Annotated in this window: 18 protein-coding genes; 11 read left to right on the top strand and 7 right to left on the bottom strand. The window is 58.0% G+C overall.

Annotation, left to right across the window (positions count from 1 at the left end; genetic code table 11):
• Positions 1-37 precede the first annotated feature (37 nt).
• Positions 38-1,867, top strand: coding sequence for a polysaccharide biosynthesis protein (locus ABWV42_RS16785; RefSeq protein WP_353341186.1), 1,830 nt, complete (start codon positions 38-40; stop codon positions 1,865-1,867).
• On the opposite strand, the gene ABWV42_RS16780 is transcribed toward ABWV42_RS16785, so the two are convergent.
• From ABWV42_RS16780 to cysQ, 3 genes are all read right to left on the bottom strand, one after another.
• A complete protein-coding gene (locus tag ABWV42_RS16780; protein WP_353341185.1) occupies positions 1,868-2,896 on the bottom strand; it encodes an NAD-dependent epimerase/dehydratase family protein in 1,029 nt (342 codons plus the stop codon). It abuts the gene before it with no gap.
• A 107-nt stretch (positions 2,897-3,003) separates the two neighbouring features.
• Positions 3,004-3,804 carry a 3-deoxy-manno-octulosonate cytidylyltransferase gene (locus ABWV42_RS16775; RefSeq protein ID WP_353341184.1) on the bottom strand — a complete coding sequence of 267 codons (801 nt, stop codon included), beginning with the start codon at positions 3,802-3,804 and terminating at the stop codon, positions 3,004-3,006.
• Positions 3,804-4,601: a 3'(2'),5'-bisphosphate nucleotidase CysQ gene (cysQ, locus tag ABWV42_RS16770; RefSeq protein WP_353341183.1), complete on the bottom strand. Its 798-nt coding sequence runs from the start codon at positions 4,599-4,601 to the stop codon at positions 3,804-3,806. The genes ABWV42_RS16775 and cysQ overlap by 1 nt, the downstream gene beginning before the upstream one ends.
• Before the next feature lie 117 nt (positions 4,602-4,718).
• On the opposite strand from cysQ, the gene ABWV42_RS16765 reads away from it, so the two are divergent.
• Together ABWV42_RS16765 and ABWV42_RS16760 are read left to right on the top strand one after the other, a co-directional pair.
• A complete protein-coding gene (locus ABWV42_RS16765; RefSeq protein ID WP_353341182.1) occupies positions 4,719-5,540 on the top strand; it encodes an ABC transporter permease in 822 nt (273 codons plus the stop codon).
• 71 nt (positions 5,541-5,611) lie between these two features.
• On the top strand, positions 5,612-6,148 hold the full coding sequence (locus ABWV42_RS16760; RefSeq protein WP_353341181.1) for a peptide-binding protein: 537 nt from the start codon (positions 5,612-5,614) through the stop codon (positions 6,146-6,148).
• Between the two features lie 3 nt (positions 6,149-6,151).
• Here ABWV42_RS16760 and ABWV42_RS16755 read toward each other — a convergent pair whose 3' ends face one another.
• Positions 6,152-6,757, bottom strand: a complete 606-nt coding sequence (locus ABWV42_RS16755) for an alpha-ketoglutarate-dependent dioxygenase AlkB family protein (RefSeq protein ID WP_353341180.1) — start codon at positions 6,755-6,757, stop codon at positions 6,152-6,154.
• Positions 6,758-6,955: 198 nt separating this feature from the next.
• On the opposite strand from ABWV42_RS16755, the gene dnaK reads away from it, so the two are divergent.
• The 5 genes from dnaK (at position 6,956) to radC (ending at position 12,590) form a co-directional block, all read left to right on the top strand.
• A complete protein-coding gene (gene dnaK / locus ABWV42_RS16750) occupies positions 6,956-8,866 on the top strand; it encodes a molecular chaperone DnaK (protein ID WP_353341179.1) in 1,911 nt (636 codons plus the stop codon).
• A gap of 80 nt (positions 8,867-8,946) precedes the next feature.
• Positions 8,947-10,089, top strand: coding sequence for a molecular chaperone DnaJ (dnaJ, locus tag ABWV42_RS16745; RefSeq protein WP_353341178.1), 1,143 nt, complete (start codon positions 8,947-8,949; stop codon positions 10,087-10,089).
• Positions 10,090-10,236: 147 nt separating this feature from the next.
• On the top strand, positions 10,237-10,965 hold the full coding sequence (locus ABWV42_RS16740; protein WP_353341177.1) for an SDR family NAD(P)-dependent oxidoreductase: 729 nt from the start codon (positions 10,237-10,239) through the stop codon (positions 10,963-10,965).
• Positions 10,962-11,702 (top strand): SDR family NAD(P)-dependent oxidoreductase, encoded by a 741-nt coding sequence (locus ABWV42_RS16735; RefSeq protein ID WP_353341176.1) that lies wholly within the window; start codon positions 10,962-10,964, stop codon positions 11,700-11,702. Before ABWV42_RS16740 ends, ABWV42_RS16735 begins: the two co-directional genes overlap by 4 nt.
• Positions 11,703-11,828: 126 nt before the next feature.
• Complete coding sequence (gene radC, locus ABWV42_RS16730; RefSeq protein WP_353341175.1) at positions 11,829-12,590, top strand: RadC family protein; 762 nt, start codon at positions 11,829-11,831, stop codon at positions 12,588-12,590.
• On the opposite strand, the gene ABWV42_RS16725 is transcribed toward radC, so the two are convergent.
• The 3 genes from ABWV42_RS16725 to secA form a co-directional block, all read right to left on the bottom strand.
• Positions 12,587-14,146 (bottom strand): substrate-binding domain-containing protein, encoded by a 1,560-nt coding sequence (locus tag ABWV42_RS16725; RefSeq protein ID WP_353341174.1) that lies wholly within the window; start codon positions 14,144-14,146, stop codon positions 12,587-12,589. The two genes, radC and ABWV42_RS16725, sit on opposite strands and share 4 nt — an antisense overlap.
• A 22-nt stretch (positions 14,147-14,168) precedes the next feature.
• On the bottom strand, positions 14,169-15,155 hold the full coding sequence (locus ABWV42_RS16720; RefSeq protein ID WP_353341173.1) for a translocase: 987 nt from the start codon (positions 15,153-15,155) through the stop codon (positions 14,169-14,171).
• A 93-nt stretch (positions 15,156-15,248) separates the two neighbouring features.
• Positions 15,249-17,945, bottom strand: coding sequence for a preprotein translocase subunit SecA (gene secA / locus ABWV42_RS16715; protein ID WP_353341172.1), 2,697 nt, complete (start codon positions 17,943-17,945; stop codon positions 15,249-15,251).
• A gap of 171 nt (positions 17,946-18,116) precedes the next feature.
• On the opposite strand from secA, the gene ABWV42_RS16710 reads away from it, so the two are divergent.
• The 3 genes from ABWV42_RS16710 to mutT are packed head-to-tail and all read left to right on the top strand — an operon-like array spanning position 18,117 to position 20,616.
• Positions 18,117-18,986 (top strand): peptidylprolyl isomerase, encoded by an 870-nt coding sequence (locus ABWV42_RS16710; protein ID WP_353341171.1) that lies wholly within the window; start codon positions 18,117-18,119, stop codon positions 18,984-18,986.
• 2 nt (positions 18,987-18,988) lie between these two features.
• Positions 18,989-20,218, top strand: coding sequence for a bifunctional glutamate N-acetyltransferase/amino-acid acetyltransferase ArgJ (gene argJ, locus ABWV42_RS16705; RefSeq protein WP_353341170.1), 1,230 nt, complete (start codon positions 18,989-18,991; stop codon positions 20,216-20,218).
• A complete protein-coding gene (gene mutT / locus ABWV42_RS16700) occupies positions 20,218-20,616 on the top strand; it encodes an 8-oxo-dGTP diphosphatase MutT (RefSeq protein ID WP_353341169.1) in 399 nt (132 codons plus the stop codon). The genes argJ and mutT overlap by 1 nt, the downstream gene beginning before the upstream one ends.
• Positions 20,617-20,876: the final 260 nt, after the last annotated feature.

Genomic DNA, 20,876 nt, shown 5'->3' with positions numbered 1-20,876 from the left:
ACTTCTCAAATCCCTGAACCGCACGCAAAAAAGTTCCGTGCTGGTTCTGCTTGATCTCATCTGGATCGTTGTTGCATTTGAAATCGCTCTCGCCATCGAAGCAAACGGTGCCCAAACGCTCGCAGCATTCGTCGGAATGTCCTGGTACCTCGCCGTACTATTGCCCGCAGCCATACTGGCGATCAAACTCTTCGGCCTCGAGCAAATCAAGCTTCACGCCTTCAGCCTTGGGGATGCGGTCGATACGGCCTCTCTGGCTGTTTTCCTCGGTGGATTGGGCTTCCTTTGCAATTACCTGCCCGTGGCACGAAGCATGGCACCACTCTCCACGTTCTTTGTATTTGCCCTGCTATTTCTCGTCCTTTCCGTTGGTGCCCGAATTGCGCTCCGCAACATCGTCATGGAGATTTTCCGCCGTGGTCAGAACCGCAAGCGCGTGATGATCTATGGCGCAGGCCAGACCGGCCAACAGCTTGCCGCCGCGCTCGTCACAGACGATGAATTCGAAGCCGTTTGCTTTGTTGACGACAAGGTCGCCCTGCAAAAGCTCACCATCAGCAGCATGCGCGTCCATGCGCCCCGCGAAATCGCCGACATCGTCGCCAAGGAACAGATCGACAGGATCGTCCTCGCCATGCCCTCGGCCAGCCTCGCGGTACGCACACGCATCGCCCACGGCCTGCGAAACGTTGGCTGCGAAGTGCTGGCCCTGCCATCTTTCGCCGAAATCGTCCTGCGTGGCGAAGAGGCCCACAAGATCGCCCCTGTCGAAACCTCGAAACTGCTGGGACGTTCCGCTCTCGAAGGCGAACTGCCCGCCGCGTCAGAGACCTACCTGGATCGTTCCATCCTCGTCACCGGCGCTGGTGGCTCGATCGGGTCTGAACTCTGTCGCCAGATCCTGACCTGCAAACCCAAACGCCTCGTGCTGCTCGATCACTCGGAGCTTGCGCTCTACAACGTCGAACGTGAACTCCAGGAAACCCAGACAGATTGCGACGTCGTCGTTGCCCTCGGGTCGATCAACGAACCTGAACTTCTGGATCAGGTGCTCCAACAACACGACATCGACATTGTCTTCCACGCCGCCGCCTACAAGCACCTGCCGATGGTCGAGGACAACTGCCTCGAAGGGCTGCGCAACAACGTGATCGGCACCCGCGCCGTGGCCGAAGCCGCCCGCCGTCACGATGTCGAACGCTTCATCCTCGTGTCCTCGGACAAGGCCGTGCGCCCCACGTCGGTCATGGGGTCGTCCAAGCGCATGGCGGAACTGGTGGTGCAGGACCTTGCCACCCGCAGTGAAGGCACGCGCTTCTCGATGGTTCGGTTCGGCAACGTCATGGGGTCATCCGGCTCGGTCATTCCCCTGTTCGAAGACCAGATCCGCCACGGCGGGCCGCTCACCGTGACCCACCCGAATGTCACCCGCTTCTTCATGACGGTGTCCGAAGCCGTCCGCCTCGTCCTTCTGGCCGGAAGCTTTTCGCGCGGCGGTGACGTCTTTGTGCTCGACATGGGGGAACCGGTGTCGATCCTCGATGTCGCCCGCAAGATGATCGAAGGCTCGGGCTATAGCGTCCGCGACGACAAGAACCCGGCCGGAGACATCGCCATCACCTTCACCGGCCTGCGCCCGGGTGAAAAGATGCACGAGGAACTGCTGATCGGTTCTGACATGCTGACAACACCGCACCCCAAGATTCTCAGGGCACAGGAAAAACGCTTGTCGGAAATCGAAATAGCGGGGGCCCTGCAAGACCTCCGGCGCGCCATTCAAACACGCGATGAATCGCTTGCACTGGCCACGCTGCACACCTGCGTGGAAGAGTTCACGCCAAAAGACGACCGTGACACCGCCAGCTGATCAAACGCCGTAGTAGTCTCTGTACCACGCAACAAACGCCTTAACCCCGGCGTCTACCGAGGTTTCAGGGCGTGATCCGGTCAATGATTGCAACAGCTGCGCCTCGGCCCATGTTGCAGGCACGTCGCCGGGTTGCATCGGCATGAAATTCTTCTGCGCCTCGATACCGATGGCTTTTTCGATCGCCTCGACAAAGGCCATCAACTGAACCGGCTGGCCATTGCCGATGTTCACCACACGCCACGGCGCAACAGGGCTGAGCGAGTCAAACGCCTCCGGCTCCTCCTTTCGCCCATCCGCCTGTGGCGGCACCGCCTCGACAAGCGCCACGATTCCAGACACCAGATCGTCGATATAGGTGAAATCCCGGCGCATATCCCCGTGGTTGTAGATATCGATCGCCGACCCTTCGAGAATGGCCTTGGTAAACTTGAACAACGCCATGTCCGGACGCCCCCACGGCCCATAAACCGTAAAGAAGCGGAACATCGTGACCGGCAGGTGATAGAGATGCGCATAGGAATGCGCCATCGCCTCGTTGGCCTTCTTGGTCGCCGCATAGAACGACATCTGGCTGTCCGCCTTGTCAGTCTCAGCATAGGGCATATCTTCGTTCGCGCCATAAACCGACGACGTCGACGCCAGAAGCATATGCTGTGGCGGATAGGCGCGCGCGGCTTCCAGAAGGTCAAATGTCCCGATCAGGTTGGCTTCGACATAGGACCGCGGCGCATCAATCGAATACCGAACACCCGCTTGCGCCGCGAGATGGATCACAACGTCCGGGCGGTGTTTCTCGAACAGGTTCATCAGCAGGCCCGGCTCTTCCAGACGCCCAACAACTGCCGTGAACTTCTCGTTCTGCTGAAGCATCGCGTGGCGGCGTTCCTTCACGGCCACCTCGTAGTAATCGGTCATCGCATCAAGGCCGATCACCGTCCAGCCTTCAGCAAGCAACCGCGCCGCGGTGTGATACCCGATGAAGCCGGCAGACCCGGTCACCAATGCGGTACGATTGAATGCAGTCATGATAAAAAGCCTCCCGGCAAATGGATCTGTTCGATCCCCTCAAGACACAAAGAAACCGCCCGCAATTGGAAGAGGGCAAGGAAAAATCTGGGCAGGCACCGCCCGCCTCAAGGCGTGCCCATCTCCGCCATCATCGCTTCGATGCGCGGAACATCTTCGGGGTTGTTCAATTCCCAGAACTGCCGCCCGCGCGCTTCGACCTCAACGCACAGGACCTTGTGGCCGTTTTCCATGAAACGCAGCTGTTCTAGGCCTTCCAGTGTCTCCAGGGGACCGGCCTGCCAGCGCGGATAAGCGCCCAGCGCCGAAGGCCGGTAGGCATAGACCCCCACATGGTGGAACACCGGGGTCTCGGCATCGTCGGCATAAATTTCCGACGTGAATGGCACCACTTCCTTGGAGAAATACATCGCGTGACGGTCCTTGGTGAACACCGCCGTTGTCCCACCAACACGGCCCGCCTTGCGATCTTCAAGGAACCCGTTCAAGGCACGGCCATCACAGCGCAACACCGGCGTTGCCACCTCGGCCACCGGATCGTTGCGCAACCCTTCGATCAGGTCCTCGACAAACCAGGCGGGGGTCAGAGGCGCATCGCCCTGAAGGTTCACCACGATATCGAACCCGCCACCCAGATTGTCATAGGCCTCGGCACAGCGTTCGGTACCATTGGCACAGTCTTCCGAGGTCATCACAACCTCGGCGCCAAAGGCCTCGGCCGCTTCTCGGATACGGTCATCATCTGTCGCCACCACGACACGGTCCACGCCCTTGACCTGGCATGCCGCCTCCCAGGATCTCTGGATCAGGCTCTTGGTTTCGCCCGTCGCGCCTTTCAGCGTGGCAAGCGGTTTACCGGGATAGCGGGTCGACGCATAGCGCGCCGGGATGGCGATCAGAACAGACATCAGGCCTCTTTCAGTTCCACGTTCGGGGCGTAGGCAATGAAATACGGGTTGGCAAAGTCTTCCTTGCCATAGGTCAGCGGGCTGTGGTCATCGAAACGCACAACATCACCACCAGCACCCAGCAGAACCGCATGGCCAGCGGCCGTATCCCACTCCATGGTGCGGCCGACGCGCGGGTACAGATCGGCTTCGCCAGTCGCGACGAGGCAGAATTTCAGCGACGAACCCGCGCTCTTGAAATCCGCCACTTCGTACTTGGCGATATAATCCTTGGTCTCGTCGGTCAGGTGCGATTTCGAGGCCACCACCAGAAGCGCGGCATTGTCGCTTTCAGCAACCTTCATCGGCGTAACTTCGCCCACGGTGTCCTTGGCGAAATCACCGGTTTCTTCAACAGACTGGCCGTCTGCTTGGGTAAAGAACATGCGGTTCTTGGCCGGCGCATACACCACACCACGCTGCGGCACACCGTTTTCGACATAGGCGATGTTCACGGTGAAATCGCCACGACGGTGGATGAATTCCTTGGTGCCATCCAGCGGGTCAACGATCAGGAAAGTTTCACCCTTGGCTGCATGGCTATCTGCCTGCTCTTCGGTCACCAGCATCACGTCGGGGAACAGTTCAACCAGACCCGCGGAAATGATTGCGTCTGCCGCTTCATCCGCAGCCGTCACCGGGCTGTCGTCCGACTTAACTTTCACGTCAAAATCGTCTGCGTTGTAAATTTCCATAATCTTGTCGCCGGCCTCGATGGCCAGTTTACGAATGGCGGGAATAAGTACGTTATAGTCCAAAGGGGTATCTCCCAAGCAGGATTGTTGAAATGACGAGTCGCGCCCCTTATGATGCGACAATAACGGAACGGCAAGATTTCCCTGTCAAAACCGGTTCAATCCGGGGAACCTGAGGCGATGTTTCAACAAGCGGCCCCTAAAACGACGCTTTCTAGCGCACTAAACATATCCGAGCTGATTTATCACTCGGTCGTGAGAAACGTACGCAAGTCTCACGGCAATGCCCTGATGTCCCTGATAATGAACATGATGCAGGCGATCATCTTCGTGATGGCCTTTTACGTGATGTTCTCGGTCCTCGGCATGCGCGGCGCGGCCCTGCGCGGTGATTTCCTGCTCTACATCATGTCGGGCATCTTCCTGTTCATGACCCACACCAAGACCCTTGGTGCCGTGGTCGGGGCCGAAGGTCCGTCTTCGCCGATGATGAAACACGCGCCGATGAACACCATCATCGCAATCGTTTCTGCTGCACTCAGCACCCTCTACATTCAGGTGCTGTCGCTCTTCACGATCCTGTTCATCTACCACGTCGGCTTTACCCCGTTCGAAATTGACCGCCCCCTGCCCGCGATGGGCATGGTGCTTCTGGCATGGTTCACCGGCCTCGCGCTTGGCGTGGTTTTCCTGGCGCTAAAGCCCTGGTTCCCGACCTTCGTCAGCATCGCCAGCACGATCTACCAGCGCGCCAACATGATCGCCTCGGGCAAGATGTTCGTCGCCAACACCCTGCCAAGCTTCATGGTCTCGATGTTCGACTGGAACCCGCTGTTCCACTGTATCGACCAGTCGCGCGGCTATGTCTTCATCAACTACGCCCCGCGCAACTCCAGCCTCGAATATCCGATATGGTTTGGCATCATCTTCCTGATGATCGGCCTCATGGGCGAGTTCTATACACGCCGCCACGCCTCCCTCAGCTGGAGCGCCCGCCGGTGATGCGGCTTCTGGCTGCCCCGCTTTTGCTCCCGACCTTACTGAGCGCAGGAGAGTTTCCTGCCCTGTTTTCCGTGACTGGTGTAGCCGCGAACGATGTCCTGAACATCCGCGAAACCGCAAACGCCTCGGCCGATAAGCTGGGTGCCCTGGCACATAACGCAGAAAACGTCGAAGTCGTGGCAGTTGATGACGCCCGCAAATGGGCCCTGATCAACACGGGCGAAACCGCCGGCTGGGTCGCCTTCCGCTACCTCGCCCGTCAGTCCGAAACCGGCTGGGCGTGGGACAGGATCGGACTGGAATGTTTCGGCACCGAACCCTTCTGGTCCGCCGCAACCGATGCCGACCGATCCCTCCTTGCGTTCCAGTTCTTTGATGATCCGGTGGAACACTTCGCAGTTCAGTGGACCTCGCACCCGGAAAACTACACCGTCGGCACCTTGGGCCTTGGCGCGGCCTCGCCTTCGGGCTCTGCCTTTGCCACCGTCCGAAGCGCACTGTGTTCCGACGGGATGAGCGATCGCACCTATGGCCTCGCGACGGAACTGTTCATTCTGCGCGACGGCACGCCCACCGGCTATCGGGGTTGCTGCACACTGCGCCCGTGATCGCTAGGCCACCACCCGCATTGTCAGGTTGATCCGCCCGCCCTTCGGCAACAGCCTTGAAGACCCAAAGCGGATGCGATCCACGCCATGATGCGCCAGCCGTGCCGCGCCGCCCATGACCACCACGTCGCCGGACTCCAACCACAACGACTCGGTCTTGCCGCCCCGCTCGACATTGCCCATCCGGAACAATCCCGCATCACCCAGCGAGATCGACACCACAGGCCAGTCGAAACTGCCTTCGTCCTTGTCCTGATGCATGCCCATCCTGGCGTCTTCGCCATAGAAATTGACCAAACAGCAATCCGGCGCGCGCGAAACGCCCGATACGGCCTCCCAGACGTCCAGTATCCTCTTGGGAATTTCCGGCCACGCCATCCCGTCAGGGTGATGCGCCTGATACCGGTATCCGCCACGATCCGTGACCCATCCCAGGCGCCCGGCCGACGTCATGCGCACCGACATCTTTTTCCCCGACGGGGTCACGGGATCAAAGAACGGCGCAACGCGGGCAACCTCGCGCAAATCCGCAACCATCTGTTCCTGTATCCGAGCCTCCAGAAACCCTTTGTAAACCTGGAATCCCCGGATCATCAGCGGCGCGTTCATGGCATCCTTTCCACACTGCCCGAAAAAGCTTGGATTCTTCGCATATGTGCCAATTCTCATGCTTGCAGGCTCTTTTTCCCCTCCCTATATACCCTGCGAAGCGCGTCGGTCGAATGACTGTCGCATTCGGAATCGGGGCAAGGATGCCAAAACGGGTCCGAACCTCGGAATATCGCCTTAAGTAAGAAGGGATCGAAAATGAGCAAAGTGATTGGTATCGACCTCGGTACGACCAACTCCTGTGTTGCCCTGATGGAAGGGTCGCAGCCGAAAGTAATCGAAAACGCGGAAGGTGCACGCACCACCCCCTCGATCGTTGCTTTCACTGATGACGAGCGCCTCGTAGGCCAGCCGGCGAAACGCCAGGCCGTCACCAACCCCGAAAACACCGTCTTTGGCGTCAAGCGCCTGATCGGCCGTCGTGTTGACGATGCAGCCGTCGAAAAAGACAAGAAAATGGTGCCCTATGCCATCGTCAACGGCGGCAACGGCGACGCATGGGTCGAAGCACGCGGCGAAAAATACTCGCCTTCGCAAATCTCGGCCTTCACCCTGGGCAAGATGAAAGAAACCGCCGAATCCTACCTCGGTGAAGAAGTAACCCAGGCCGTCATCACCGTGCCTGCATACTTCAACGATGCTCAGCGTCAGGCCACCAAAGACGCCGGCAAGATCGCGGGCCTCGAAGTTCTGCGTATCATCAACGAACCGACTGCCGCCGCTCTGGCATACGGTCTCGACAAGGAAGATACCCAAACCATCGCGGTCTACGACCTTGGTGGCGGTACCTTCGACGTGACCATCCTCGAAATCGACGATGGCCTGTTCGAAGTGAAATCGACCAACGGCGACACCTTCCTTGGTGGTGAAGACTTTGACATGCGCATCGTCAACTACCTCGCGGACGAGTTCAAAAAAGAACACGGCGTTGACCTGTCGGCCGACAAGATGGCCCTGCAGCGTCTGAAAGAAGCTGCCGAGAAAGCCAAGATCGAACTGTCGTCGACCTCGCAAACCGAGATCAACCAGCCGTTCATCTCGATGGGCAAAGACGGCCAGCCGCTGCACATGGTCATGAAACTGACTCGTGCCAAGCTGGAATCGCTGGTTGCCGACCTGATCAAGCGTTCGATCAAACCCTGTCAGGACGCCCTGAAAGACGCGGGCCTCGCAGCCAACGAAATCGACGAAGTCGTTCTCGTCGGTGGTATGACCCGTATGCCCAAGGTCATTGACGAAGTGACCAAGTTCTTCGGCAAAGAGCCCCACAAGGGTGTGAACCCCGATGAAGTGGTTGCCATGGGTGCCGCCATTCAGGCCGGTGTTCTGCAAGGCGACGTGAAAGACGTTGTTCTGCTCGACGTGACCCCGCTGTCGCTCGGCATCGAAACCCTCGGCGGTGTTTTCACCCGCCTGATCGACCGCAACACCACCATCCCGACCAAGAAGTCGCAGGTGTTCTCGACCGCGGAAGACAACCAGAACGCCGTGACCCTGCGTGTGTTCCAGGGTGAGCGCGAGATGGCCGCCGACAACAAGATCCTCGGCCAGTTCAACCTCGAGGAAATCCCGCCGGCACCACGCGGCATGCCGCAGATCGAAGTGACCTTCGACATCGACGCCAACGGCATCGTGTCGGTTGGTGCCAAGGACAAAGGCACCGGCAAGGAACAGTCGATCACCATTCAGGCATCGGGTGGTCTCTCGGACGAGGACATCGAAAAGATGGTCAAGGAAGCCGAGGACAACGCCGAGGCCGACAAGGAACGCCGCGAGCTGATCGAAGCCAAGAACCAGGCCGAGAGCCTCATCCACTCGACCGAAAAGTCGATGGAAGAGCACAGCGACAAGGTCGACCCGACCACCATCGAAGCCATCGAACTGGCCATCGCCGCGCTCAAGGACGACCTTGAGAAAGACGACGCCTCCGCCGACAAGATCAAGTCGGGCATCCAGAACGTGACCGAAGCGGCCATGAAACTGGGTGAGGCGATCTACAAGGCCAGCCAGGAAGAAGGCGCAGGAGAACCCGAGGCCGCCGACATGGGCCCGGGTGACGACGACATCGTCGACGCCGACTTCGAGGACCTGGACGGCGACAAGCGCTAATGGCGCATCATCGGAACTGAAATTGGGGCCGGTCCGCTTGCCGGATCGGCCCTTTTCATTCCGTGCCAAAGGAGACACCCATGGCAAAACGTGACTTCTACGAGGTGCTTGACGTCGGCAAAGGGGCTTCCGCGGACGAAATCAAGAAGGCCTATCGCAAGAAGGCCAAGGAACTGCACCCCGACCGCAACGCAGACAATCCGGATGCCGAATCCCAGTTCAAGGAAGTGAACGAGGCTTATGACGTCCTGAAAGATGCCGACAAAAAGGCGGCCTACGACCGCTTTGGCCACCAGGCCTTCGAAGGCGGTATGGGCGGCGGTCCGCGTGGCGGGCATCCCGGTCAGGGCGACTTCGCCAGCGCCTTTTCGGATGTCTTTGATGACCTCTTCGGCGACTTCATGGGCGGGCGCGGTGGCGGTGGCCGTCAGCGTGCATCCCGCGGTGCCGATCTGCGCTACAACCTGCGTGTCACCCTGGAAGAGGCGTTCTCGGGCCTTCAGAAGACAATCAATGTACCGACCTCGGTGCAATGTGGGTCATGCGAAGGCACCGGCGCCGAAGGCGGTGCGGAACCCGTCACCTGCCCCACCTGCTCGGGCATGGGCAAGGTCCGCGCGCAACAGGGCTTTTTCACGGTGGAACGCACTTGCCCCACCTGTTCGGGCCTTGGCCAGATCATCAAGAACCCCTGCAAAACATGTAGCGGTCAGGGCCGCGTGGAAAAAGACCGTGCGCTTTCGGTCAACATCCCCGCAGGCGTTGAAACCGGCACCCGCATCCGTCTTGCTGGCGAAGGCGAAGCCGGCATGCGCGGCGGCCCCAACGGTGATCTCTACATCTTCATCGAAGTGTCCAAGCACAAGATCTTCGAACGCGATGGCACCAACCTGTTCTGCCGCGTCCCGGTCAGCATGACCAACGCCGCGCTGGGTGGTGACATCGAAGTGCCGACAATCGATGGCGGCCGCAGCCGCGTAAAAGTACCCGCCGGTTCGCAATCAGGTCGCCAGATGCGCCTGCGTGGCAAGGGCATGCCCGCCCTGCGTGGCGCGGGCAGCGGCGACATGTTCATCGAGATGGCCGTCGAAACCCCGGTCAACCTGACCAGCCGCCAGAAAGAATTGCTGCGCGAATTCGAGGACCTCTCCGAGGACAACAACCCCGAAAGCAACAGCTTCTTCAAATCGGTCAAAAGCTTCTGGGACAGCATGAAAGGCTAACCCAAAGCCAACCGGTTCAAAATGCAAAGGCGCGCCTCCCGGTGCGCCTTTTCTCTTGGGGCGTCAAAATTTCCCTGCCGCAGGTCGCTTCCTGCACAGCCAGTCCCTGCCCTTCGGATCGAACCTGAGCCAAAGGGAGAACAGACCATGCAGGATCTCAAAGGCAAACGCGCCCTCGTCACCGGTGCCGCAGGCGGCATCGGGCAGGCCATCATCACGAAATTGCACAACGCGGGCGCGATCACCGCAGGTGCCGACCGCGTCACAAGCGCGGCAGATCACGATTTCACCGGTGATCTGACAGACGCCGCCTTTTGCGACGGCCTGCCCGCCTTGGCCCACAAGGCCATGGGCGGCCTCGACATCCTGATCAACAACGCCGGCATCATCACCCGCGGCCCGATCACCGAAGCCACTGACGACGACTACGCGCGCTCGATGGCCGTCAACGTCGAGGCACCCTTCCGCCTCTGCCGCGCCGCCATTCCCCTTATGGCCGCAGCTGGCGGCGGGGCCATCGTCAACACCTCCTCGTGCTGGGGCGTACACCCCGGCCCCAACCACCCGATCTATGTGATGTCCAAGGCGGCCATTGCCTCGCTCACCCAATGCCTCGGGATGGACCACGCGCATCAGAACATCCGCGTCAACGCGGTCTGCCCCAACGAGGTGAACACACCAATGCTCCGCACCGGCTTTGCCACGCGCGGGCTTGATCCTGACAGCGCAATCGCAGACCTCAACGCCTCGGTCCCTCTGGGCCGCATCGCCGAGCCGGAAGACATCGCGGATGTCATCCTGTTCCTCGCCTCGGATCAGGCCCGCTACATGTGCGGCGCCCTGCTGGAAGTGAACGGAGGCAAGTCGGTCCAATGACACGTTTCGCAAACAAGGTTGTTCTCGTCACCGGCGGTCGAAGCGGCATCGGCGCGGCGACCGCGGCCCGCTTCGCTGCGGACGGTGCCGCCGTCGTCACCGCCCAGCGCGGCGCCGATCCGGCCCATGAATGGATCGAGGCCGACTTTCTCGACCCCACCACCCCAGAGCGGCTTGTTGCCGAAGTCATCCGGCGTTTTGGCCGCCTTGATGTTCTTGTCAACAACGCGGGCCTGATGCGCGAAGGCACCGCGCTGGAAACCACAGAAGAGGATTGGGCCGCCACCCTTCAGGTCAACCTCACTGCGCCCTTCATGCTTTGCAAACATGCCCTGCCCCACCTCATCGCCGCCAAGGGCGCGATCGTGAATGTCGGCTCTATCGAGGGGTTGGGATCGAACCCGCGCCACCCCGCTTACTGTGCCTCCAAGGCGGGCCTGCACGGGCTCACACGGGCGCTGGCTGTCGATCATGGACAACAGGGCGTGCGCTGCAATGCGGTGGCACCCGGTTGGATCGATACCGAACTGAACGTCGCCTTCATCGAAAGCCTTGGCGATCCCGAAACCTTCCGCGCGGGGATCGGAGATATCCACCCTGTCGGACGTACTGGAACGCCCGAAGAAGTCGCCGCGCTGATCACCTGGCTTGCCTCCGACGAAGCGGCCTTCGTCACCGGACAAGTCTGGACAATCGACGGTGGCCGCATGGCCCAACTCAGCCTGCCCAAAAGTTAACGTCCGGCGCACCTCCGCAATACCTCCACGATACCGACGTAATACCGACGTTGGTTTTTCAGGTTTTCCCGAGAAAATTAATGCGCGTTAAGATTTGGCTAACCAATTGTTCGCCACTCTCCGGCTATGACGGAAAGGCACGCCCTACTCGCTAATTCCTTGCCGCTGTTCGACAGCGAGGAAGCTCCGGTTGCGCCAATTCCATCCGGCAAACTGCCTTCGTATATCGCCAACCACCGGCAGCGCCTTCGGGAGCGTTTCCTTGAGGGCGGCGCCTCTGCCATGCCTGATTATGAAATCCTCGAACTGGTACTGTTCCGCGCCATTCCACGCCAAGATGTAAAGCCTCTGGCTCACAAGCTTCTGGAAACATTCGGAGATTTCAACGGCGTTCTCTCTGCGCCCATCCCCCGCCTGAAAGAGGTCAAAGGGGTCGGAGACGCCATTGTCCTCGAGTTGAAGATCATTGAAGCCGCCGCTCACAGGCTGGCCCGCTCGCGGGTGTTGCAGAGACCAATCCTGTCAAGCTGGGACGCGCTGATCGACTATTGCCACACTGCGATGGCACATCGTGAAACCGAACAGTTCCGCGTATTGTACCTCGACACCAAGAACACCCTGATTGCCGACGAGGAACAGGCCAAAGGCACCGTCAACCACGTGCCCGTCTACCCCCGCGAAGTCGTCAAACGCGCCCTTGAAACCAACGCCAGTGCCTTGATTCTAGTGCACAATCACCCATCAGGTGACCCAACACCCTCCCAGTCCGACATTGAGATGACGGCCAAGGTCAAAGCCGCAGCCGAGGCCTTGGGCCTGACACTTCACGACCACATCATCATCGGAAAATCCACCGAACTCAGCTTCCGGTCCGAAGGATACCTCTAGCGCACCCAGACCTCGACTCGGCGATTGACCTGCCGTCCCCAGGCACTGTCATCGCAGGCCATCGGCATTGCCTCTCCAAATGCGTCGACATCCAGCGTGAGCTGTTCGAAATTCGCAGTCTCCGCCGCCGCCACGACCGCGGCCTTAACGGTTTCTGCACGCTTCAGGGCGATCTTGCGATTGCCTTCCGCGGCCCCTTCCCCGTCGCTGAAACCGACAAACAAAAGCCGCCGTGCATCATAAAGACCCGCTTCCAGCGCACGCGCCAATTGCTGGACGTTGGAACGCGACTGCGCATCAAGCTGGGTTTTTCCGGTTTGAAACCGAAACGATGTCGTCAACCGCTTCATCGGGGACAAGGTGTTGGTCATACGCTGTAGTTCCGACAGCGGAATGTCATCTCCGGCAACCGAGATGGCACTGACAAAACGGTCCCCCTGCAAATTCACGGGGATTTCTTCGGCTGCCTGATCCACAAATCCCGCCCGTCGGATCACGATCTGCGCCGAGGGGCTTCGCGTATAGGCCAGAAACTCCCGTGCAATCTTCGGCAACCGCCGCGCCGGGAAATACAGGAACATGGGGGCCGTAAGCGGATAATCTTCGGTCTTGATCGTCCGCCGCGACGCCGCCAGCGAGAACCCGCAGGTTCCCGTCAGGTTCAAACGCTGGGTGTTGCCCGTCTCCGAGAACTGCGCGATTCCGATCGCAAAGGGATCACGCATCACCGCCGAAACAAGAGCGAGGTTCTTTTCGTGACGCACAGTTTCAGCCGAAAACTCGCGATCCACCGGCTTCATCAACTGGTCTTCCAACGCTTGAGACGATCCCGAATTCGCCGCTGGCAGGTGCAGAGCAATCGGTGCATCCGGCCCCCCGAATTCAATCCAGTTGTCGATCTGACCCGCAAACACCTGGGCCAGCTGCAAGGGCGACAAGGACCGTACCGGATTGCCGGGTGACACAACCGGAACCAGCCCATCAAGCGCCAGAACGCGGCTGCGATTGGTGTCCGTCATGTCACCAAGACCGGCCTCAAACCCGCGTTTGGCTTCATCTGGGCGTATTTCCCGAAGAGACATGGCGATGTCCGCTTCATCGGCCAGAAGGTCGGCAAACCCTTCATCCGAGTTGCTCGCATAAAAGGAGAACCGCGCAAGAACGGTTTGACCAGTTTCATCGCTCAGATGGTATTCGAATTCAGTCAGGCTGATCGAAACGCGCGAGACCTTGTAGCCATTGCGCAGCGCAAAAGCTTCTAGGAGCGCTGGCATCAGCACTTCACCCATTGAGGCCGATCCCGAGACTGACACCTCGGCCACATAGTTGATCAGGCTGGGACAGGCAGGCCCAGTGCAGAGGACTCCTGTACCGTCCACGGTCAACTCGCCATAGACAGTTTCGACACGATAAAACTCACCATCAAAGCCAAGAAGCGTCCCGGTGATCTCAACGGCACCATCGCGCGACGTCAAAGTGACGTCCTGCGCGTAGGATGCGTTCGCCCCGATCAAAAGGAAAAGTGCGGCGAAAACCGCCGCACGCAAATTGTTCATAAGACTACCTTTACGATCCCGCCTAGTTGCGCGCGATTTTCAGGTCTTCCAATAGGTTTTTCAACACCAGAAATTCACCTGCGGCATCGCAGTTCGGCATTTCCACTTGCAGGTCTTGAATACGTGCCTCTTCACCACGATGCACCTCGATTGACTGCGCACTGATCGAGCGGTCACAGTTTGTTTCTCCAACCTCTGCCTCAACGCTTAGCGCAACAGCGCCCTGCTGTTTCGCGGTAAGAGACGGGAAAGTATAGACCTCAGCGAACTTGCCTTCTTTGAGAGCCTCATTCCCAAGGCGGGTCAGGAAACCGCCATCGCCACTGGCAACCGAAGACACATCCCGCGCACTTTCGCGCCAGACATGTCCCGCGTCACCATAGGACGCGCCAAATTCCAGAGCATGTAGCTCGACGCCAGTATCACCTTGCCACTGAACCACTATGCGGTCGTAGAAAGCCAAGGAGGAGACCTCTGTGCGCACTACAGCGCCATCACCATTGGCAAAGGCCACGACGAACAAGGACTGCTCAGCAAGGGCCGGAACATCCACGGAGAATGAGCCGTCCTCTGGCAAGATGTCGGTAAACAGCATATCCGAATGACGGATGGTCAGGCGTTCACCTGCCAAACAAGGCGCTTGAACCGTCAGATTGACCAAAGCTCCCGCGACCGGCTCTGCAACCAGAGAAATTTCACAACCCAGGTTCGGCGCGCTCTCCTCGTTGGGTAATAGACCAATCGGCACGTCCCGCGAAACCACCAGGAAGACGGCATCGGACGGCAATGACACCTCTTTGTCCAACTCCTTTGGCAGCGCAGGCAAGGGTGATTTTGAAATTTGGGGCGGGTTCGACGTCGATTCTATCCCGGGGTCAACCGCGTTTGCAGGGCTGTGACCCGCATATCCAGGTTCACTGAATTGCATCAGGAAGCCGATCGAAACTGCGCAAGAAAAAGTTGCCCCTGCAAGGGCATAGCGACGATAAGTATTTACTGGTTTGCTCATACCAAACTCCAAATCCGCGCTGCCCCAAAGCCTTTGTGCAACAAAAAAAGGGCGCCGATGTGGCACCCTTTTGATTTGAATCTGTTCAGAAGGTTAAGCGAGACGTCCGTGGCAGTGTTTGAATTTCTTGCCCGAACCACATGGGCAAGTATCGTTGCGCCCCGGATTACCCCAGGTGCTGGGATCATTCTCGTCAAATCCATCAATTGCATCTTCGGTCGGCGCTGGCATCTCGGAGGCCCTGGCGGCTGCCTCCATCATCTGGCGCTGTTGAGCCATTTCCAGGGCAAGTTGCTGCTGCTCTTCTTCCGTCATCGGGCGGATCTGGGCGAGCGTCTTGGTCACGTCAGCGCGCAGACCATCCAGCATGGACTCGAACAGTTGGAAGGATTCGTTCTTGTATTCGTTCAGCGGATCACGCTGCGCATAGCCACGGAAACCGACAACCGAACGCAAATGTTCGAGCGTCAAAAGGTGCTCACGCCACTTGGTGTCGATGGTTTGAAGAAGAACCTGCTTTTCGATCATCCGCATGGACTCAGGCCCGAAATGCGCAGCCTTCTGAGCCATCATTTCATCGGCGGCGTTTTCAAGGCGCTCCATGACATCTTCGTCATCAACGCCTTCTTCGTTGGCCCAATCTGCTACCGGCGCATCAATTCCAAGCGCTTCGATGCAAGCTTCGTGCAGCCCATCAACGTCCCACTGATCTGCGTAGGTCTTGGGGGGCATATGCGTTTCAACAAGATCTGCAATCACTTCGTGGCGCATATCCTGTGCAATCTCGGACAGGTCAGCAGCTTCCATGATTTCACGACGCTGTCCGAAGATCACCTTACGCTGATCGTTCATGACGTCGTCGAACTTGAGAAGCTGCTTACGGATGTCAAAGTTGCGACCCTCAACCTTGGCCTGGGCGCGTTCCAGCGATTTGTTGACCCAAGGGTGAACGATCGCCTCGCCCTCTTTCATGCCAAGTGATGACAGAACCTTGTCCAGACGGTCGGACCCGAAGATGCGCATCAGGTCGTCTTCCAGAGAGAGGAAGAACGAAGAGCGACCAGGGTCACCCTGACGGCCGGAACGGCCGCGCAGCTGGTTGTCAATGCGGCGCGATTCATGGCGTTCGGTTGCCAGAACGAAAAGACCGCCGGCATCCTTGACCGCCTGCTCGTCAGCCGTGTGAGCTTCTTCAATGCGCGCGCGGATCTCATCAGGATGCTCTTCAGGATTTGCCGCGATCGCCTCCATGATCTTGAACTCGACGTTTCCGCCAAGTTTGATGTCAGTACCACGGCCCGCCATGTTCGTTGCGATGGTCACCGCGCCAAGCTTACCGGCATCTGCAACGATCTGCGCTTCCTGCTCGTGCTGGCGGGCGTTCAGAACGTTGTGCTTGACGCCTGCTTTCGAGAGCATATCCGAGAGGAACTCCGACTTTTCAATCGAGGTCGTACCCACAAGGATCGGCTGGCCCTTTTCGTGACCTGCCTTGATCTCTTCAACGATTGCTTCGTATTTCTCTCGGGCTGTACGATAAACAGCATCGTCCTCGTCAATACGTGCAATTGGACGGTTCGTGGGAACCTCCACAACACCGAGACCATAAATCTCGGCGAATTCTTCCGCTTCGGTGGCGGCAGTACCGGTCATCCCGGCCAACTTGTTGTAGAGGCGGAAGTAGTTCTGGAAGGTCACCTGAGCCAAGGTCACGTTTTCTGGGCGGATGTCACAGCCTTCCTTGGCTTCAATTGCCTGATGCAAGCCCTCGGAAAGACGGCGCCCAGCCATCATCCGGCCGGTGAATTCATCGATCAGGACAACATCACCGTCACGAACAATATAGTCCTTGTCACGGGTGAACAGTTTGTGGGCACGGAGGCCCTGGTTTACATGGTGTACGATAGTGGTGCTCTCGGGGTCATAGAGAGACTGGTCTTCGGGCAGGATACCATGCTTCTGGAGCAACCCTTCGAGATAGTCGTTGCCTTCTTCCGAAAAGCTGACCTGACGGTTCTTTTCCTCGATGGTGTAGTGTTCGTCGCTCAGTTCCGGGATCAGCGCATCAATCGCTTTGTAGAGCTCGGTACGATCCTGTGCGGGGCCAGAGATGATCAGCGGTGTTCGTGCTTCGTCGATCAAGATCGAGTCGACTTCATCTACTACCGCAAAGTTGTGACCGCGTTGAAACATTTCCGACAACTCGGATTTCATGTTGTCGCGAAGATAATCGAAACCCAGTTCGTTGTTCGTTGAATAGGTGATGTCACAGGCATACGCCGCCCGCTTTTCTTCATCCGGTTGCTGGGGATAGACAACGCCAGTGGTCATTCCCAGTGCGCTGTAGACTTTGCTCATCCACTCTGCGTCACGCTTGGCGAGATAGTCGTTCACGGTAACGATGTGCACACCTTCGCCAGTCAGCGCGTTCAGATAGGACGGGAAGGTTGCAACAAGCGTCTTACCTTCACCGGTTTTCATTTCGGAAATGTTCCCCTGATGCAGGAAAACACCACCCATGAGCTGTGTATCAAAGGCGCGGAGACCAAGTGCGCGGTGCGCGGCTTCCCGGCAGTTTGCGAAAGCTTCGGGCAGCAGGTCGTCGAGGCTTTCGCCACCTTTCGCTCGTTCGGAGAGTTCGGCGGTCTTTGCCTTGATCTCGTCATCCGAGAGTTTTTGGAAATCGGGCTCGAGCGCGTTGATCTTGTCGATGAGAGGGCGGGTTGCCTTGATCTTGCGGTCGTTCGGCGTTCCGAACATTTTCTTGGCAAGTTTTCCGATACCCAGCATGTGTCTTTGTCCTTCATTGACAGATTCGTGCGAGGCATTCGCTTGCTCGTCCCGCGCCCTGCTCATACAAACGGGAAACAGGCAATTTGCCCCAGCCTCAAAGCGATGTAAGGGGCGTCTGTAACAGTGTCAACGCCGCCAACCCGCGCGGCATCAGCCGAGGACGAATGGATGTCAAAACACCTCAATTTTATGCGATCTGCGGCTCTGGCGCTGTTGGTAGCTCAACCCGTATCGGCATCGGAAGAAATCCGGGCAGACACTGTCGTTGCCACGGTCAACGGCGAAGAGATCACGATTGGTCAGATGCAGATTGTCCGCGAGCGGCTTCCTGAGCAGTATCAGTCACTGGAGGACAGTGTTCTCTTCGACGGAATTCTGGATCAACTGATCCAACAAACGTTGCTTGCGCAGTCTTTTGAGGGAAATGAACCCCAGCGCATCAAGCAGGCCCTGACAAACGAACGCCGTTTCTTGCTGGCCGACGCTGCCCTCAATTCCGAAATTGCCAAGGGTGTCGACGAAGACGCAATCAAGGCCGCCTACCAAGAGACGTACGTGACCAACTTTGTTGGTCCCAAGCAATACGACGCATCACATATTCTTGTAGAGACTGAAGAAGAGGCCAGCGCCATCCGCGAAGAAATCCTTGCAGGCGCAGACTTCGCCGAAAAGGCAAAAGAAAAATCTACCGGCCCCTCCGGGCCTTCTGGCGGTGCCTTGGGATGGTTCGGCCCCGGCCAGATGGTAGCGCCTTTCGAAGAGGCCGTGGTTCAAATGGAGGTCGGCGAGGTCTCGCAACCTGTTCAAACGCGCTTTGGCTGGCACCTCATCCTGTTGAATGACACGCGCACAGACGACGCACCGGCATACGAAGCCGTTCGGGACCAACTGGCTTCCGACATTCAAACCGCCCGAATTGACGAGTTGCTCTCCTCGCTCACCAGCCAGGCCGATGTATCGCGACCGGAAGCAGGGGCTTTTGACCCCTCGATCCTGAGTAAAACCGAGCTCCTAGATGCGCAAACTGAAGGAAACTGATCATGGGTGAAATCACACATGTATCGCCACTCGCGCCCGCAGGCTTTCCGGACCTTCCGGAAATCGAGGGGGTAGAGTTCGCCGCTGTTGAAGCGGGTGTGAAGTATCAGAACCGCAAAGACGTGACGCTGATGCGCCTGGTTGAAGGCAGCTCCCTGGCCGGCGTTTTTACAAAGTCCGCGACCAGATCGGCAGCCGTTCTTGATTGTCAGGAAAAGATTGGCGCACCAAGCTCTGAAGGCGCAGCAATCATCGTCAATTCTGGCAATGCCAACGCATTCACCGGAAGGAACGGGATGGAGTCGGTGGCCGCTGTGACAAACGCAGTTGGTGAATGCCTTGGACTACCTGCATCGCGCGTCTTTTCTTCGTCGACAGGCGTTATCGGAGAAGCGTTGCCGCATGACCGGATTATTTCAAAGGTCAGTGAGGCGTGCGAAGCACTCTCAACTTCCGGCATTCGCGACGCGGCAGAGGGCATCCGCACAACTGATACCTTCGCAAAAGGAGCTGGCTCTACGATTGAGATCGACGGCAAGCCCGTGAAAATTGCGGGTATCGCCAAAGGTTCGGGCATGATTGCGCCCGATATGGCGACGATGCTGGTTTATATCTTTACCGACGCTCAGGTTGAGCAGCCTTTGCTACAAAAGGTTCTTTCGGAACTGACAGACCAGACGTTCAACAACATCACCGTGGACAGCGACACCTCCACGTCTGACACTTTGTTGTTGGGAGCCACTGGCACGTCAGGCGTTGAAATCACAGAGGACAACAGTGTCTTCCGCGATGCCTTGCGAGACGTGATGCTCGATCTCGCACATCAGGTTGTAAAGGACGGCGAGGGCGCGACCAAATTCGTGGAAGTTGCTGTTACAGGTGCTGCAAGCGATGAAGATGCGCGCGTTCATGCACTGGCGATCGCCAATTCACCACTCGTGAAAACTGCCGTTGCAGGTGAAGACCCCAACTGGGGGCGGGTTGTCATGGCGATTGGGAAATCCGGCGCAGCTGCGGACCGTGATCTTCTATCCATTCGGTTTGGGGATATTCTTGTCGCTGAAAATGGTTGGGTATCGCCAACCTATAGCGAAGAGGCAGGTGCATCCTATATGAAAGCCCAAGAACTCGCGATCAATGTCGATCTTGGGTTGGGAGACGGCGCTTCGACCGTTTGGACCTGCGACCTGACACATTGCTATATCACCATCAACGCGGACTACCGATCCTGATGAAAACTGTTCTTGTTTCTGCTGTTGCGCTCATTGATGTCGATGGGCGCATCCTTCTCGCACAACGTCCGGAAGACAAATCCATGGCCGGCCTATGGGAGTTTCCCGGGGGCAAGATCGAAACTGGCGAAACGCCAGAAGCCGCTCTGGTCCGCGAACTTCAGGAGGAGCTGGGAATCGATACTTGGGAGAGCTGCCTGGCGCCGCTTACCTTTGCGTCTCATAGTTACGAGGATTTCCATCTCCTGATGCCGCTTTTTGCCTGCCGGAAATGGGAAGGCACGCCGATGTCAAAGGAGGGGCAAACCCTGAAATGGGTGCGCCCAGAGAATCTTCGTGATTTCAAGATGCCGCCCGCAGATATCCCCCTGATTCCTGTTCTGAGAGACTGGTTGTAGAAGTTTTGGGCAAAAAAAGTTGTACTCTCCTACATGTTGTGCGTTTGTGGATAACTTTCCACTTAACACATTCTCGAAGTCGCGCTAACGTAACATCACTGTGACAGCCCGTAGGGTTAAACGAAAATAAACTTAAACTATATCCAATCAGGTCAATATCACTGGGGAGATTTGACATGCTTAGGACTATCACAGTGGGCAGTTGTGTTTCCGTCCAAGGAACCTTCGTGCGCACTTTGCCTGGCGGCAAAATTGCCGTC

This window comes from Pelagimonas sp. KU-00592-HH (genome assembly GCF_040369695.1).
In the GTDB taxonomy this organism is placed as follows: domain Bacteria; phylum Pseudomonadota; class Alphaproteobacteria; order Rhodobacterales; family Rhodobacteraceae; genus Shimia.
The sequence above is the reverse complement of the archived record's forward strand: the minus strand, read 5'-3'. Positions and strand labels throughout refer to the sequence as shown.

Bases quoted from the DNA above. Each gene is read 5' to 3' on its own strand.
- ABWV42_RS16740 (WP_353341177.1), top strand. From the start codon at position 10,237: ATGCAGGATCTCAAAGGCAAACGCGCCCTCGTCACCGGTGCCGCAGGC.
- ABWV42_RS16775 (WP_353341184.1), bottom strand. From the start codon at position 3,804: ATGTCTGTTCTGATCGCCATCCCGGCGCGCTATGCGTCGACCCGCTAT.
- radC (WP_353341175.1), top strand. From the start codon at position 11,829: ATGACGGAAAGGCACGCCCTACTCGCTAATTCCTTGCCGCTGTTCGAC.
- ABWV42_RS16755 (WP_353341180.1), bottom strand. From the start codon at position 6,757: ATGAACGCGCCGCTGATGATCCGGGGATTCCAGGTTTACAAAGGGTTT.
- ABWV42_RS16710 (WP_353341171.1), top strand. From the start codon at position 18,117: ATGTCAAAACACCTCAATTTTATGCGATCTGCGGCTCTGGCGCTGTTG.
- mutT (WP_353341169.1), top strand. From the start codon at position 20,218: ATGAAAACTGTTCTTGTTTCTGCTGTTGCGCTCATTGATGTCGATGGG.
- ABWV42_RS16765 (WP_353341182.1), top strand. From the start codon at position 4,719: ATGTTTCAACAAGCGGCCCCTAAAACGACGCTTTCTAGCGCACTAAAC.
- ABWV42_RS16720 (WP_353341173.1), bottom strand. From the start codon at position 15,155: ATGAGCAAACCAGTAAATACTTATCGTCGCTATGCCCTTGCAGGGGCA.
- dnaK (WP_353341179.1), top strand. From the start codon at position 6,956: ATGAGCAAAGTGATTGGTATCGACCTCGGTACGACCAACTCCTGTGTT.
- secA (WP_353341172.1), bottom strand. From the start codon at position 17,945: ATGCTGGGTATCGGAAAACTTGCCAAGAAAATGTTCGGAACGCCGAAC.
- argJ (WP_353341170.1), top strand. From the start codon at position 18,989: ATGGGTGAAATCACACATGTATCGCCACTCGCGCCCGCAGGCTTTCCG.
- ABWV42_RS16780 (WP_353341185.1), bottom strand. From the start codon at position 2,896: ATGACTGCATTCAATCGTACCGCATTGGTGACCGGGTCTGCCGGCTTC.
- dnaJ (WP_353341178.1), top strand. From the start codon at position 8,947: ATGGCAAAACGTGACTTCTACGAGGTGCTTGACGTCGGCAAAGGGGCT.
- ABWV42_RS16725 (WP_353341174.1), bottom strand. From the start codon at position 14,146: ATGAACAATTTGCGTGCGGCGGTTTTCGCCGCACTTTTCCTTTTGATC.
- ABWV42_RS16735 (WP_353341176.1), top strand. From the start codon at position 10,962: ATGACACGTTTCGCAAACAAGGTTGTTCTCGTCACCGGCGGTCGAAGC.